This window comes from Pseudomonas sp. NPDC012596, from assembly GCF_042902325.1.
GTDB lineage: Bacteria > Pseudomonadota > Gammaproteobacteria > Pseudomonadales > Pseudomonadaceae > Aquipseudomonas.
On sequence record NZ_JBIBEB010000008.1, the window covers coordinates 157,272 to 170,510 of the forward strand.

The window sequence follows — 13,239 nt, forward strand, 5'->3', positions numbered from 1 at the left end:
CGGACGTGCAGCCGAAGCTGGACTCGGAGGATTTGCACCACCTGATTTTGAGGTCCGCTAAAAGACCGGCGCGTACTATACCCGAATTAACAGAACGGGTGAGGAAAATTTTCGCTCTGCAATGCCAGTACAGGGCCATCAAGCAACGCGGGCTGAAACGTTAATGCCCGGGTGATGTGGATGGCACGGCTTCGCCGGTGTTCGCGGCTGAAGCCGCTCCTACAGGATCCCCGCCAAATCAGTAAGTTAGCGTTTGTTCTATGAAAGCCGGTTTGCGGGCTTCAGGTAGCCGGCCGAATCACCCGGATCAACGCCTCAAGGCTATAGCCCAATTGCGGCGCCAGTGCCTCGGCCCGCGCTCGCACGCTGTCCAGGTCCAATGTTTGCTCAAGGTCCGCCGGCACCAGCAGAATCACATTGCCCTCCTTCACCGGCAGTTCCCAGTAATGCCGGTGGTACAGCCCGCGCAACAGCGCCGCGCCCAGCGGCCTGCCGTCATCCCCGGCCCACTGGTTGATCACCAGCCAGCCCCCGGGGTTAAGCTGCTTCTGGCAGTTTTCCAGGAAGGTCCAGGCCAGGTGCCCAACGCCCGGCCCGTGGTCGGTGTACAGGTCGACGAACAGCAGGTCGGCTTTTTCCGCCGTGGGCAGCAGCTCCAGGGCATCGCCGACGCGCACGTAAAGGCGCGGGTCATCGTCCAGGCCCAGGTACTCCATGGCCAGGCGCGGCACATCCGGGCGCAACTCGATGGCCTCGATGTCGTCCAGCGGCAGAAACTTCATGCAGGCCTGGGTCAGGGTGCCGGCACCCAAGCCAAGAAACAGCGCGCTCTCGGGCTGCTCGTGGCACAACGCGCCCACCAGCATCGCGCGGGTGTAGTCGTACTCCAGCCAGCTGGGGTCGGCAGTGAACACGCAGCTCTGCTCGATGGCATCGCCAAACTCGAGAAAGCGGTAGTCATCCACCTCGTACACGCTGATGACGCCAAAGGCATCCTCGACCCGGGCCAGCAGCCGCTCTTCCCGCTCCGTCGCCATGTACCTGCCACCTGCCTGCGCAAAAACGCGCATTGTCCGTCAACACCCTCGATGCAACAAGCTCAGCGCCAACTGTTACCATGGCAGACAGCCTATAACCGACAATACCGAGCCTGTGATGAACCGACCGTGGAGCCCTGACAGCTGGCGTGCCCTGCCGATCCAGCAGCAACCGACCTACCCCGATGCCGCGCATCTGCTCAAGGTCGAGCAGACCCTGGCCAGCTACCCGCCGCTGGTGTTCGCCGGGGAGGCGCGCGAGCTGCGCCGGCAGTTTGCCGAGGTCACCGAAGGCCGCGCCTTCCTGCTGCAGGGCGGCGACTGCGCCGAGAGCTTCGCCGAGTTTTCGGCCGCAAAGATCCGCGACACCTTCAAGGTCCTGCTGCAGATGGCCATCGTCATGACCTTTGCCGCCGGTTGCCCGGTGGTCAAGGTGGGGCGCATGGCCGGGCAGTTCGCCAAGCCGCGCTCGTCGGGTGACGAAACCATTGGCAACGTCACCCTGCCGGCCTATCGCGGCGACATCGTCAATGGCATCGGCTTCGATGAAAAAAGCCGCATCCCCGACCCAGACCGCCTGCTGCAGGCCTACCACCAGGCCACAGCCAGCCTCAACCTGCTGCGCGCCTTTGCCCAGGGCGGTTTCGCCGACCTGCACCAGGTGCACAAGTGGAACCTCGACTTCATCGCCAACTCGGCGCTGGCCGACAAGTACCACCAACTGGCCAACCGCATCGACGAAACCCTGGCGTTCATGCGCGCCTGCGGCCTGGACAGCGCCCCGCAATTGCGCGAAACCAGCTTCTTCACCGCCCATGAGGCGTTGTTGCTCAACTACGAAGAAGCCTTCGTGCGCCAGGACAGCCTGACCGGCGATTACTACGACTGCTCGGCGCACATGCTGTGGATCGGCGACCGCACCCGCCAGCTCGACGGTGCCCACGTGGAGTTCCTGCGCGGCGTGCACAACCCGATCGGGGTCAAGGTCGGCCCGAGCATGAACCCTGAAGAGCTGATCCGCCTGATCGACACCCTCAACCCGAGTAACGACCCCGGCCGCCTCAACCTGATCGTGCGCATGGGCGCTGGCAAGGTGGGCGAGCACCTGCCGGGGCTGATCCGCACCGTCGAGCGCGAGGGGCGCAAGGTGCTGTGGAGCTCGGACCCGATGCACGGCAACACCATCAAGGCCAGCAGCGGCTACAAGACTCGCGATTTTGCGCAGATCCTCGATGAAGTGAAGCAGTTCTTCCAGGTGCACCAGGCCGAGGGCAGCCATGCCGGCGGCATCCATATCGAGATGACCGGGCAGAACGTTACCGAATGCATCGGCGGCGCGCGGCCGATTACCGAAGATGCGTTGTCAGACCGCTACCACACCCACTGCGACCCACGCATGAACGCCGACCAGTCACTGGAGCTGGCCTTCCTGATCGCCGAAACACTCAAGCAGGTGCGGCGCTGAGCAAACCCTGACGCAACGGGCTGCCCTCGCAACGCGGGCAGCTCGTGTGCGGGCAGTGGCAGCCTGCGTGCGGGTCGGTTACGGCAACTTGCCCGCGCTCTCCACGGAGGGTTCAGGCTCCACCTCATCTTCGCGCAGGTCATCGAAGTCGGTCTTCAGCCCCTCTTCCATGGCATCCAGCTCCACCAGCAAGCTGCGGAAGCTGGTCTCCTCCTTCGGCTCGGCACCCTCCTCTGCTTCACCCAGGCTGGCATCGGCCAATGCCTGCAAGTGCGCCGGCACTGGGGCATCGTCCGGGTCGAGCAACGGCTCAGGTTCCGGCTCCATTTCGCGCAGCTCGGCCAATGCCGGCAGCTCGTCGAGGCTCTTGAGATTGAAGTGGTCGAGAAACGCCCGGGTGGTGGCGAACATCGCCGGCCGCCCAGGCACCTCGCGGTGGCCGACCACACGTATCCACTCACGCTCGATGAGGGTCTTGATGATATTGCTGTTGACCGCCACCCCCCGCACATCCTCGATCTCGCCACGGGTAATCGGTTGCCGGTAGGCAATCAACGCCATGGTCTCGAGCAGCGCACGGGAATAGCGCTGCGGGCGTTCTTCCCACAGGCGGCCTACCCACGGGGCAAAGTTTTCGCGTATCTGCAGGCGGTAGCCGCTGGCGACTTCCTTGAGTTCGAAGGCACGGCCGGCGCAGGACTTGCCGAGCACCTCCAGGGCCTTCTTGAAAACTTTCGGCTCGGGGCGCTCGGCCTCCTCGAACAGCTCGTACAGGCGTTCGAGGGATTGCGGTTTGCCCGAGGCCAGCAGAAAGGCCTCGATCAGCGACGCCAGGTCGCGGGGTTCATTCAGATTCATCAAATTCTTCGACAGGCTCGGCACGCACCCGGACATGGATCGCGGCGAAAGGCTCATTCTGCACCAGTTCGATCAGCGACTCCTTCACCAGCTCCAGAATCGCCATGAACGTCACCACCACACCCAACTTGCCCTCCTCGGCCGCGAACAGCTCGACGAAGGGCACAAAACCACCGCCCTTGAGGCGCTCCAGCACTTCGCTCATGCGCTCGCGGGTGGACAACGTCTCGCGGGTGATCTGGTGGCTTTCGAACAGGTCGTTGCGGCGCATGACCTCGGCCATGGACACCAGCAGTTCTTCCAGGCTGACCTGGGGCAGCAGCTTGCGCACCTTGGCCTGGGGCGCTTCCAGGCGTGGCACGACGACGTCGCGGCCGACCCGTGGCAGTTCGTCGATGCCCTCGGCGGCGGCCTTGAAGCGTTCGTACTCCTGCAACCGGCGGATCAGTTCGGCACGTGGGTCGCCTTCTTCTTCCTCGATTTCGGCAGAACGCGGCAACAGCATGCGCGACTTGATCTCGGCGAGCATGGCCGCCATCACCAGATACTCGGCGGCCAGCTCCAGGCGCACGCTTTTCATCAACTCCACATAGCCCATGTACTGGCGGGTAATCTCCGCCACGGGGATGTCGAGGATGTCGATGTTCTGCTTGCGGATCAGGTACAGCAACAGGTCGAGCGGGCCCTCGAACGCTTCGAGGATGACTTCCAGCGCGTCCGGCGGAATGTACAGGTCCACCGGCATTTCGGTCAGGGCTTCGCCGTAAACCAGGGCCAACTGCAACTGTTGAGGCAATTCGGCATCGATGCTCGGTGCCTCAGGGGCATCCACCTGGTTCACGCGCCGACCAGAAACGGTGAAGGGTCGCCGCAGCCTTCGCGGACCAATACAGGTTCATCGCCGGTCAGGTCGATGATGGTGGACGCCTTGAGGTCGCCGAAGCCGCCATCGATGATCAGGTCGACATGGTGCTCCAGGCGCTGACGGATCTCGTACGGGTCGGTCATGGGTTCTTCGTCGCCCGGCAAGATCAGACTCACACTCATCAACGGCTCGCCCAGCTCTTCGAGCAGCGCCAGCACGATCGGGTTGGAGGGCACGCGCAGGCCGATGGTGCGGCGCTTTTCATGCAGAAGCAGCCGCGGTACCTCACGGGTGCCGTTGAGGATGAAGGTGTACGGGCCCGGCACGTGGGCCTTGAGCAGGCGGAACGTGCCGGTATCGACCTTGGCGTACAGCCCCAGCTGCGACATGTCGCAGCACATCAGGGTGAAGTTGTGGGTCTTGTCCAGGCCGCGCAGGCGGCGCACCCGTTCGATGGCCGCCTTGTCACCGATCTGGCAACCCAGAGCGTAAGCCGAGTCGGTGGGGTACACCACGACGCCGCCCTTGCGAATGATTTCAACGGCCTGTTTGATCAGGCGCGCTTGCGGGTTTTCCGCATGAATCTGGAAAAATTGGCTCACGAAGTCTTCCTGTTCATATCGCCATAGGCTGTTCATGGCTGAATCGGCGCCACAGAGGTGGCAGATCCTCAGGCAATGGCCGGTAGGCACCGATCTCGCCCCAGGTGCCGGGGCCGTGGAAATCGCTGCCAGCGCTTGCCAGCAGGCCGAACTCACGGGTGAGGATGGACATCGTGCCCACCTGCTCGGCCGGCATCATCCCGTTGACCACTTCAAGCGCCTGCCCGCCTGCCTCAATATAGTTGGCAATCAGCCGCCTGCGCTTGCTGCGGGTCAGATCGTAATGCATCGGATGGGCCAGGCTCACCCAGGCTTTGGACCGCCGAAGCGTGGCGACGGTTTCGTCCAGGGTCGGCCAGTGCAGCTTGACGTCACCGAGCTTGCCGGCACCCAGCCATTTGCGGAAGGCTTCGCCACGGTCCTTGACGTGGCCGGCGCGTACCAGGTATTCGGCAAAATGCGGGCGCGCCGGGGCGTTGCCGCTGTCGCCGAGTTCCTGTTGCACGGCGCGGGCGCCGTCGAGGGTGCCGGGCATGCCCTTGGCGGCCAGCCGTTTGTCGATTTCCTCGGCGCGCAACCAGCGGCCACGGTGCAGCGACTCGATCGCTTCGAGCAGCGGCGGTGCATCCAGCGGGAAGTCGTAACCCAACACATGGATGGTCGCGCCACCCCAGGTGCACGACAGTTCCACCCCGCTGACCCAGCGCATGCCGCGCTCGGCGCAGGCCTGGCGGGCCTCGGCCAGGCCTTCGAGGGTGTCATGGTCGGTCAGTGCCAAGGTCTGCACCCCGTGCTCATGGGCCCGGGTGACAAGGGCCGTGGGCGACAGGGCGCCGTCGGAGGCCGTGCTGTGACAGTGCAGATCAACATTCATGGAGGAGCGCTACCGCTGTAATCGATGTTTGTTATTATGCCGTCACATCCCGTTTTCTGGCTGCCATTGTGAAACAATTCATCGATTTCATCCCGCTGCTGCTGTTCTTCATCACCTACAAGCTCGACCCACGCCCTGTGGAAGTGGCCGGCCACAGCTTCGAATTCGGCGGCATCTACAGCGCCACGGCGATGCTCATCATCAGTTCGCTGGTGGTGTATGGCGCGCTGTTCCTGCGCCAGCGCAAGCTGGAGAAAGGCCAGTGGCTGACCCTGATCGCCTGCCTGGTGTTCGGCGGCCTGACCCTGACCTTCCACAGCGAAACCTTCCTGAAATGGAAAGCACCTGTGGTGAACTGGCTGTTCGCCCTGGGCTTTGCCGGCAGCCACTTCATTGGCGACCGGGTGCTGATCAAACGCATCATGGGCCACGCCCTGACCCTACCCGATGCCATCTGGGCCCGCCTGAACGTGGCCTGGGTCGCATTCTTCCTGTTCTGTGGCGCAGCCAACCTGTTCGTTGCGTTCACCTTCCAGGCGTTCTGGGTCGACTTCAAAGTGTTCGGCAGCCTGGGCATGACCGTGCTCTTCCTGGTGGCGCAGGGTGTGTACCTGTCGCGCCACCTGCACGACGACCCTTCCACCACCAAGACCAAGGATTGACATGCTTTACGCCATCATTGCCAGCGACGTCGCGAATTCCCTGGAAAACCGCCTGGCCGCACGCCCGGCGCACATCGAGCGCCTGCAGCAACTTAAGGCCGAAGGCCGTGTAGTGCTGGCCGGGCCGCACCCGGCCATCGACAGCAACGACCCGGGCGCTGCCGGTTTCAGCGGCAGCCTGATCGTCGCCGAGTTCGATTCGCTGGGCGCTGCCCAGGCCTGGGCCGACGCCGACCCGTACATTGCTGCGGGCGTGTACGACAAGGTGATCGTCAAGCCATTCAAGCAAGTTCTGCCCTGATCGATAAATTGGCGGCGTCTGCGGTATCTTTGCCACTGGCGAGCGCGTCAGACGCCGTCGATTTGAATTGAGTGAGTCATGAGCGAGCTGTTACTGATTGATGATGACCAGGAACTCTGCGAGCTGCTCGGCAGCTGGCTGACCCAGGAAGGTTTTGTTGTACGCGCCTGCCACGATGGCCAGAGCGCGCGCAAAGCGTTGGCCGAACAAGCGCCAGCGGCCGTGGTGCTCGACGTGATGCTGCCCGATGGCAGCGGCCTTGAGCTGCTCAAGCAGTTGCGCAGCGACCATGCCGAATTGCCGGTGTTGATGCTGTCGGCCCGCGGCGAGCCGCTGGACCGCATTCTGGGCCTGGAACTGGGCGCCGACGATTACCTGGCCAAGCCCTGCGACCCCCGTGAACTTACCGCCCGCCTGCGCGCCGTACTGCGCCGCAGCCACCCGACTGCCACCACCACCCAAGTCGAGATCGGCGACCTGGCCTTCAGCCCGGTGCGCGGCGTGGTCAGCATCGATGGCCGTGAGATGAGCCTGACCCTCTCGGAAAGCCGCATCCTCGAGGCGCTGCTGCGCCAGCCGGGCGAGCCGCTGGACAAACAGGAACTGGCGCAAATCGGCTTGGGCCGCAAGCTGACCCTTTACGACCGCAGCCTAGACATGCACGTCAGCAACCTGCGCAAGAAGATCGGCCCGCACGCCGATGGCCGCCCGCGCATCGTTGCGCTGCGCAGCCGCGGTTATTACTACAGCCTGTAAGGTTGACGGGGCCGCTGCGCGCCCCATCGCCGCGGTTCGTCGCCACGGCAAGCCGGCTCCCACAGACCAAACGCTACCTTACTGATTTGGCGGGGATCCTGTAGGAGCGGCTTGAGCCGCGAACACCGGCGAAGCCGGTGCCATCCACCGCGGCGATAGCGCGCTGCGGCCCTGGCCATCTTTACCCAGCCTTTACCCTCCGCTGACTGCGCTTGACCTTGATCTCCCTAGACTGAGCTCATCCGGTAACCACCGGCCCATGACAGGAGAGACACCATGCGCAAGACCCTAATCGCCCTGATGTTCGCCGCTGCTCTGCCGACCGTGGCCATGGCCATGCCAGAAGGCGGCCCGCGTCACGACGGCCCGCATCATCGCGGTGACGCGCCTTTCGCCCAATTGGACCTGAGCCGCGATCAGCGCCAACAGATCGGCAAGCTGATGGGCGACCAGATGAAAAACCGCCGCGACATCACCGAACGCTACCTGGCCAAACTGCCAGCCGCCGACCAGAAGGCCATGAAGGACGAGCTCAAGGCCAGCCACGACAAGACCGACAGCCAGGTGCGCGCACTGCTCAAGCCCGAGCAGCAGAAGAAGTTCGACGAACTGCAGAAAGCGCGTGAAGCGCGCAAGGCTGAATGGAAGGAATTCCAGGCCTGGAAAGCTGAAAAAGCCGGCAAGGCCCAGTAAGCTGTCCCCCCAACGCCCGGCCCGCCCACAAGCGGGCCGGGCTTTTCCCGTTTACAGGAGGTGCTCTTGCGTTCTCTGTTCTGGCGCATCCTGGCCAGCTTCTGGCTGGCTATCACCCTGGTCGCAGGCCTGTCGATCCTGCTGGGCCACATGCTCAACCAGGACGCCTGGATTCTCAGCCGCCACCCAGGCCTCAACACCCTGGCCAGCCACTGGGCCAAGCACTATGAACAGGAAGGCCTGGAGTCGGCGCAGCAGTTCCTCGAACGCCGCAAGCAGCGCTTCAAGATCGACGTGCAGGTGCTCGACGAAAGCGGCGATGCCGTGGTGCCCGGCACCTTCCCGCGCCGCGCCGCCGCCTTCGAGGCGCGCCAGCACAATGACGAACGCCGCCTGCCGTGGCGTCGCCTGACCGAGGAGTACACCAGCCCCGACAGCGGCGAAACCTACCTGTTGATCTACCGTATACCGCACCCTGAGCTGGACGCCTGGCACCGCGAGAGCCTGCTTTGGCCGCTGAGTGCGCTGGGCATTGCCTTGGTGGTACTCACCCTGTTCAGCCTGCTGGTGACCCTGTCCATCACCCGCCCGCTCAGCCGTCTGCGCGGTGCGGTGCACGACCTTGGCCAGGCCAGCTACCAGCAGAACAGCCTGGCCCAACTGGCCGCCCGGCGGGACGAGTTCGGCGTGCTGGCCAAGGACTTCAACAAGATGGGCGCCCGCCTGCAGAGCCTGATCGGCAGCCAACGGCAGTTGCTGCGCGACGTGTCCCACGAACTGCGCTCACCGCTGGCGCGCCTGCGCATCGCCCTGGCCCTGGCCGAACGCGCCGAAGCCGAGCAGCGCCAGGCGCTGTGGCCGCGCCTTACCCGCGAATGCGACCGCCTGGAAGACCTGATCAGCGAAATCCTCACCCTGGCCAGGGTCGATGCCGAGCAGCCCCACGCCGAACCTGTCGACCTCAATGCCCTGCTGGGCAGCGTGCGCAAAGACGCCCAGCTCAGCGCGCCGGAGCAGGAGGTCCGCCTGGAGGCGCAACCGGGCCTGACCCTGCAAGGCTGGCCGACGCTGATCGAACGCGCGGTGGATAACCTGCTGCGCAATGCCCTGCGCTTCAACCCCGCGGGGCAGCCGATAGAGGTGCGTGCCGAGCGTGAGCAGCAACGGATCATCGTGAGCGTGCGTGACCATGGGCCAGGCGTGTCAGCCGAGTACCTGGCGCAACTCGGCGAGCCGTTCTTCCGGGCGCCGGGGCAGGATGCGGCGGGGCATGGCCTGGGCCTGGCAATTGCGCGCAAGGCGGCCGAACGGCATGGCGGCAGCCTGGAGCTGGGCAATCACCCGCAGGGTGGCTTTGTGGCCAGGTTGGAGTTGCCGCTGGTGGTGGAGATTGGCAGCTGAATTCGAAGGGGGGCTGCGGTGCAGCCCTTGCGTTACTCGCCCCAGGCGCTAACGAACTCGGCAGTCTCCAGCACCGGCGCCGTGCGCGGCTCGTTCACCGGCGTGCCCACATACAGGTAACCGATCAACTCCTCGTTCTCGCCCAGCCCCAGCCCCTTGTGCACATGCGCATCGAACGCCATGTCCCCGGTCCGCCACACCGCGCCAATCCCCTGGGCATGCGCCGCAATCAGGATGCCATGCGCCGCACACCCGGCCGCCAGGCGCTGCTCCGACTTGGGTACCTTGAAGTGGTCTTGCAGCTTGGCAATCACCACAATCAGCAGCGGTGCACGCAGCGGCATGGCGCGGGCCTTGTCCAGTGCAGCCTGGCTGGCATCGCCCTTGTGCTGAACCGCTTCGGCAAACAGCTCACCGAGCTTTTCGCGCCCCTGGCCTTCGATGGTCAGGAAGCGCCATGGCCGCAGCTGGCCGTGGTCCGGCGCGCGCAGCGCTGCCTGGAACAACGCCTCGCGCTGGGCGTCATTGGGCGCAGGTTCGGTCAGGCGTGGCACGGAAACACGGTTGAGCAATGCGTCGAGAGCCTCCATCGGCTACCCTCCTGGCAGGTGAATGTGCGGCCATTCTAGCGTTTACATCACCAGACCCATAGGTAGAATGGCGCCCTTCGTTCAGAGTCAGAGCAGATCACATGGCGTTGCCGACCTTACGGATCATTGGTTTCATCATCGGCATCTTCCTGATCACCCTGGCGGTGAGCATGGTCGTGCCCATGGCGACCCTGGTGATCTTCGAACGCACAGGCGACATGCCGTCGTTCCTCTGGGCCAGCCTGATCACCTTCGTCGCCGGCCTGCTGATGGTGGTCCAGGGCCGCCCCGAGCATGTGCACCTGCGCCCGCGCGACATGTACTTGCTAACCGTCAGCAGCTGGCTGGTGGTGTGCGTGTTCGCCGCCCTGCCCTTCCTGCTCACCCAGCACATCAGCTACACCGACGCCTTCTTCGAAAGCATGTCCGGCATCACCGCCACCGGCGCCACGGTGCTCAGCGGGCTGGACAACATGTCACCCGGCATCCTGATGTGGCGCTCGATGCTGCACTGGCTCGGTGGTATCGGCTTCATCGCCATGGCCGTGGCGATTCTGCCGCTGCTGCGCATCGGTGGCATGCGCCTGTTCCAGACAGAATCATCGGACCGTTCGGAAAAGGTCATGCCCCGCTCGCACATGGTCGCCAAGTCGATCGTCGGCGTATACGTCGGTTTTTCGGTCCTGGGCGCACTGGCCTTCTGGTGGGCCGGCATGAGCCCGTTCGATGCCATCAACCACGCCATGTCGGCGATTTCCACCGGGGGGTTCTCGACCTCCGACCAGTCGCTGGCGAAATGGGACATCCCGGCCGTGCACTGGGTCGCCGTGGTGGTGATGATCCTCGGCAGCCTGCCGTTCACCCTGTACGTGGCCACTATGCGCGGCAACCGCAAGGCGCTGATCCGCGACCAGCAGGTGCAGGGGCTGCTCGGCATGCTGGTGGTGACCTGGTTGGTGCTGGGCACCTGGTACTGGGCCACCACCAACCTGCACTGGCTGGACGCCTTGCGCCACGTGGCGCTGAACGTGACCTCGGTGGTCACCACCACGGGCTTTGCCCTGGGCGATTACAGCCTGTGGGGTAACTTCTCGCTGATGCTGTTCTTCTACCTGGGCTTCGTCGGTGGCTGCTCCGGTTCCACCGCCGGTGGCATCAAGATCTTCCGCTTCCAGGTGGCCTATATCCTGCTCAAGGCCAGCCTCAATCAGCTGATTCACCCACGCGCGGTGATAAAGCAGAAGTACAACGGCCACCGCCTGGACGAAGAGATCGTGCGCTCGATCCTGACCTTCTCGTTCTTCTTCGCCATCACCATCTGCGTGATGGCTTTGCTGCTGTCGCTGCTGGGCGTGGACTGGATGACCGCACTGACCGGCGCCGCCGGCACCGTTTCGGGCGTAGGCCCGGGCCTGGGCGAAGTGATCGGCCCTTCAGGCAACTACGCCACGCTGCCGGACGCCGCCAAATGGATTCTCGCCGGCGGCATGCTGCTCGGCCGCCTGGAGATCATCACGGTGCTGGTGTTGTGCATGCCGGCGTTCTGGCGTCACTGACCTCTTCGGGGCCCGTACCCATACGGGCGCGGTATTCGCTGGGCGTCACGTCAAACCAGCGGCGGAAGGCCCGGTAGAAATTGCTCGGGTCGGCGAAGCCCAGCAAGTAGGCGGTTTCGAGCAGGGTCATGCCGGGCTGGGCCAGGTACTGTTCGGCCAGCTCGCGCCGCGTATCGTCCAGCAGCGCCTGAAAGCTGGTGCCCTCTTCCTGCAGGCGGCGCTGCAGAGTGCGCTGGGACAGGTGCAGCGCCTGGGCCAGGGTTTCCCGTTTGGGCTCACCTTGGGGCAGGATGCGGCAAAGCACCTGGCGCACGCGGTGGGTCACCCGACTTTCCGAGAAGCGTGCCAGGTATTCCCCGGCAAAACGGTCGTGCAGGATGGCCATGGCCTCGTTGGCGGTCGGCAGCGGCGCCTCCATGTCAGCGCGCTCGAACACCAGTGCATCGTGCGGCGCATCGAACACCAGCGGTGAATGAAATGCCACTTTGTAGGGTTCCACGTTCTTAGGTTGCGGCCCCTGCACCAGCACCCGTCGTGGCTGGATGGCTCGCCCGCTGAGCCACTTGCACAGCGCCAGCGCACAGGCCAGCGAGGCTTCGGCGCTGTGCCGGGTGGGTGGCAGGTGATCGCCGTGCACGGTGAGGATCAGCGAATAGCCTTCAGGGCCCAGGCGGAAACTCAGGTCGGAACTTTCGGCAATGATGCGCTGATAACGTACCAGGCGCTCGAACCCTTCAGCCAGGGTGCGGCTGGACATGAGTGCATAGCCGACCACATGGAAGGACGCCGGCCGCACCACCCGCGCCATGTTGAGGCCGATGGCTTCGTTGCCCGACAGCTCCACGGCCAGTTGCCACAAGCGGGTCATGGCGTCTTGAGGGAAGCGTGCGTCCGGGTCGTCGAGGGCGGCGAAATCCAGGCCGAGTTGTTTGAACATGGCCGGGCAATCCAGCCCCTCCAGCTCGAGCGCCTTCACAATCCCTGATGCCCAGCTGGCTGACGTGGTTCTCTCACTCATGGCAAGCTTCTTATGCTGACCGCTTCATGCGGTGAACTCGAAGGATACTCAATTGGCGCCCATTGTCACTGGCCGGCCCCGCCAATGACTCTAGACTCGATTCAGGCTCCACGCCGTGTATCCTGTCAAAAAGTGTTAATCCCGGAGCACTGCTCATGAACAGCACAGCGCAGTTTCGCAGTTTTGCCGAGTTCTACCCGTACTACCTTGGAGAGCACAGCAACCCTACCTGCCGGCGCCTGCACTTTGTCGGCACCAGCCTGGTCATCGCCCTGCTGGCGTACACCATCGGCAGTGGCAAATGGTTGCTGCTGTTGGCGGTACCGGTGTTCGGCTACGGCTTTGCCTGGGTCGGGCATTTCTTTTTCGAGAAGAACCGGCCGGCGACCTTCAAGCATCCGCTGTATAGCCTGATCGGCGATTTCGCCATGTTCCGCGACATCCTGCTGGGAAGGATCAGCCTCTAGGCGCACGAGGCAGGTTCGCGCAGCACATCTGCGGCGCTGTTGACGGGCAACGATGTGACCGGTGATGGCCTGCCACTAATGCGGCACAATGGTG

The 13,239-nt window shown here is 64.1% G+C and carries 15 protein-coding genes; 8 read left to right on the top strand and 7 right to left on the bottom strand.

Annotation, left to right across the window (positions count from 1 at the left end; all coding sequences use genetic code 11):
• Window positions 1–281: 281 nt before the first annotated feature.
• Window positions 282–1,037 carry a spermidine synthase gene (locus ACFY68_RS12495; RefSeq protein ID WP_387527452.1) on the bottom strand — a complete coding sequence of 252 codons (756 nt, stop codon included), beginning with the start codon at window positions 1,035–1,037 and terminating at the stop codon, window positions 282–284.
• A 118-nt stretch (window positions 1,038–1,155) separates the two neighbouring features.
• Between ACFY68_RS12495 and ACFY68_RS12500 the strand changes: the two genes are divergently transcribed.
• Window positions 1,156–2,502, top strand: a complete 1,347-nt coding sequence (locus ACFY68_RS12500; RefSeq protein WP_346615161.1) for a class II 3-deoxy-7-phosphoheptulonate synthase — start codon at window positions 1,156–1,158, stop codon at window positions 2,500–2,502.
• A gap of 78 nt (window positions 2,503–2,580) precedes the next feature.
• Here the strand turns inward: ACFY68_RS12500 and scpB are convergent, their stop codons facing one another.
• The 4 genes from scpB to ACFY68_RS12520 all read right to left on the bottom strand — a co-directional run bounded on the left by scpB (window position 2,581) and on the right by ACFY68_RS12520 (window position 5,701).
• Entirely contained in the window at window positions 2,581–3,360 is a 780-nt protein-coding gene (gene scpB, locus ACFY68_RS12505; protein ID WP_387527455.1) for an SMC-Scp complex subunit ScpB, read from the bottom strand.
• Entirely contained in the window at window positions 3,347–4,072 is a 726-nt protein-coding gene (locus ACFY68_RS12510; RefSeq protein WP_346615221.1) for a ScpA family protein, read from the bottom strand. Before ACFY68_RS12510 ends, scpB begins: the two co-directional genes overlap by 14 nt.
• Before the next feature lie 125 nt (window positions 4,073–4,197).
• Window positions 4,198–4,827 (bottom strand): L-threonylcarbamoyladenylate synthase, encoded by a 630-nt coding sequence (locus tag ACFY68_RS12515; protein WP_346615163.1) that lies wholly within the window; start codon window positions 4,825–4,827, stop codon window positions 4,198–4,200.
• 13 nt (window positions 4,828–4,840) lie between these two features.
• Window positions 4,841–5,701: a PHP domain-containing protein gene (locus ACFY68_RS12520; protein ID WP_387527459.1), complete on the bottom strand. Its 861-nt coding sequence runs from the start codon at window positions 5,699–5,701 to the stop codon at window positions 4,841–4,843.
• Window positions 5,702–5,769: 68 nt separating this feature from the next.
• Here ACFY68_RS12520 and ACFY68_RS12525 point away from each other — a divergent pair, with 68 nt between their 5' ends.
• The 5 genes from ACFY68_RS12525 (at window position 5,770) to ACFY68_RS12545 (ending at window position 9,514) form a co-directional block, all read left to right on the top strand.
• Window positions 5,770–6,363, top strand: coding sequence for a septation protein A (locus ACFY68_RS12525; RefSeq protein WP_387527462.1), 594 nt, complete (start codon window positions 5,770–5,772; stop codon window positions 6,361–6,363).
• Between the two features lies 1 nt (window position 6,364).
• Window positions 6,365–6,664: a YciI family protein gene (locus tag ACFY68_RS12530; RefSeq protein WP_387527465.1), complete on the top strand. Its 300-nt coding sequence runs from the start codon at window positions 6,365–6,367 to the stop codon at window positions 6,662–6,664.
• A gap of 78 nt (window positions 6,665–6,742) precedes the next feature.
• A complete protein-coding gene (locus ACFY68_RS12535; protein WP_387527468.1) occupies window positions 6,743–7,420 on the top strand; it encodes a response regulator transcription factor in 678 nt (225 codons plus the stop codon).
• 276 nt (window positions 7,421–7,696) lie between these two features.
• Window positions 7,697–8,113 (top strand): Spy/CpxP family protein refolding chaperone, encoded by a 417-nt coding sequence (locus ACFY68_RS12540; protein WP_039604113.1) that lies wholly within the window; start codon window positions 7,697–7,699, stop codon window positions 8,111–8,113.
• Between the two features lie 60 nt (window positions 8,114–8,173).
• Entirely contained in the window at window positions 8,174–9,514 is a 1,341-nt protein-coding gene (locus ACFY68_RS12545) for an ATP-binding protein (RefSeq protein ID WP_387527472.1), read from the top strand.
• 32 nt (window positions 9,515–9,546) lie between these two features.
• Here ACFY68_RS12545 and ACFY68_RS12550 read toward each other — a convergent pair whose 3' ends face one another.
• Window positions 9,547–10,104, bottom strand: a complete 558-nt coding sequence (locus ACFY68_RS12550) for an NAD(P)H nitroreductase (protein WP_387527475.1) — start codon at window positions 10,102–10,104, stop codon at window positions 9,547–9,549.
• 101 nt (window positions 10,105–10,205) lie between these two features.
• Between ACFY68_RS12550 and ACFY68_RS12555 the strand changes: the two genes are divergently transcribed.
• Window positions 10,206–11,660, top strand: a complete 1,455-nt coding sequence (locus ACFY68_RS12555) for a TrkH family potassium uptake protein (RefSeq protein ID WP_346615170.1) — start codon at window positions 10,206–10,208, stop codon at window positions 11,658–11,660.
• On the opposite strand, the gene ACFY68_RS12560 is transcribed toward ACFY68_RS12555, so the two are convergent.
• Window positions 11,617–12,678, bottom strand: a complete 1,062-nt coding sequence (locus ACFY68_RS12560) for an AraC family transcriptional regulator (RefSeq protein WP_387527478.1) — start codon at window positions 12,676–12,678, stop codon at window positions 11,617–11,619. The genes ACFY68_RS12555 and ACFY68_RS12560 overlap by 44 nt on opposite strands.
• 155 nt (window positions 12,679–12,833) lie before the next feature.
• On the opposite strand from ACFY68_RS12560, the gene ACFY68_RS12565 reads away from it, so the two are divergent.
• Entirely contained in the window at window positions 12,834–13,145 is a 312-nt protein-coding gene (locus ACFY68_RS12565) for a DUF962 domain-containing protein (RefSeq protein ID WP_346615172.1), read from the top strand.
• Window positions 13,146–13,239: the final 94 nt, after the last annotated feature.

What these genes read in the sequence shown, in the direction of transcription:
- ACFY68_RS12535 (WP_387527468.1), top strand. Translation starts at nt 6,743, where the DNA reads ATGAGCGAGCTGTTACTGATTGATGATGACCAGGAACTCTGCGAGCTG.
- scpB (WP_387527455.1), bottom strand. Translation starts at nt 3,360, where the DNA reads ATGAATCTGAATGAACCCCGCGACCTGGCGTCGCTGATCGAGGCCTTT.
- ACFY68_RS12520 (WP_387527459.1), bottom strand. Translation starts at nt 5,701, where the DNA reads ATGAATGTTGATCTGCACTGTCACAGCACGGCCTCCGACGGCGCCCTG.
- ACFY68_RS12550 (WP_387527475.1), bottom strand. Translation starts at nt 10,104, where the DNA reads ATGGAGGCTCTCGACGCATTGCTCAACCGTGTTTCCGTGCCACGCCTG.
- ACFY68_RS12540 (WP_039604113.1), top strand. Translation starts at nt 7,697, where the DNA reads ATGCGCAAGACCCTAATCGCCCTGATGTTCGCCGCTGCTCTGCCGACC.
- ACFY68_RS12560 (WP_387527478.1), bottom strand. Translation starts at nt 12,678, where the DNA reads ATGAGTGAGAGAACCACGTCAGCCAGCTGGGCATCAGGGATTGTGAAG.
- ACFY68_RS12530 (WP_387527465.1), top strand. Translation starts at nt 6,365, where the DNA reads ATGCTTTACGCCATCATTGCCAGCGACGTCGCGAATTCCCTGGAAAAC.
- ACFY68_RS12565 (WP_346615172.1), top strand. Translation starts at nt 12,834, where the DNA reads ATGAACAGCACAGCGCAGTTTCGCAGTTTTGCCGAGTTCTACCCGTAC.
- ACFY68_RS12495 (WP_387527452.1), bottom strand. Translation starts at nt 1,037, where the DNA reads ATGGCGACGGAGCGGGAAGAGCGGCTGCTGGCCCGGGTCGAGGATGCC.
- ACFY68_RS12500 (WP_346615161.1), top strand. Translation starts at nt 1,156, where the DNA reads ATGAACCGACCGTGGAGCCCTGACAGCTGGCGTGCCCTGCCGATCCAG.
- ACFY68_RS12555 (WP_346615170.1), top strand. Translation starts at nt 10,206, where the DNA reads ATGGCGTTGCCGACCTTACGGATCATTGGTTTCATCATCGGCATCTTC.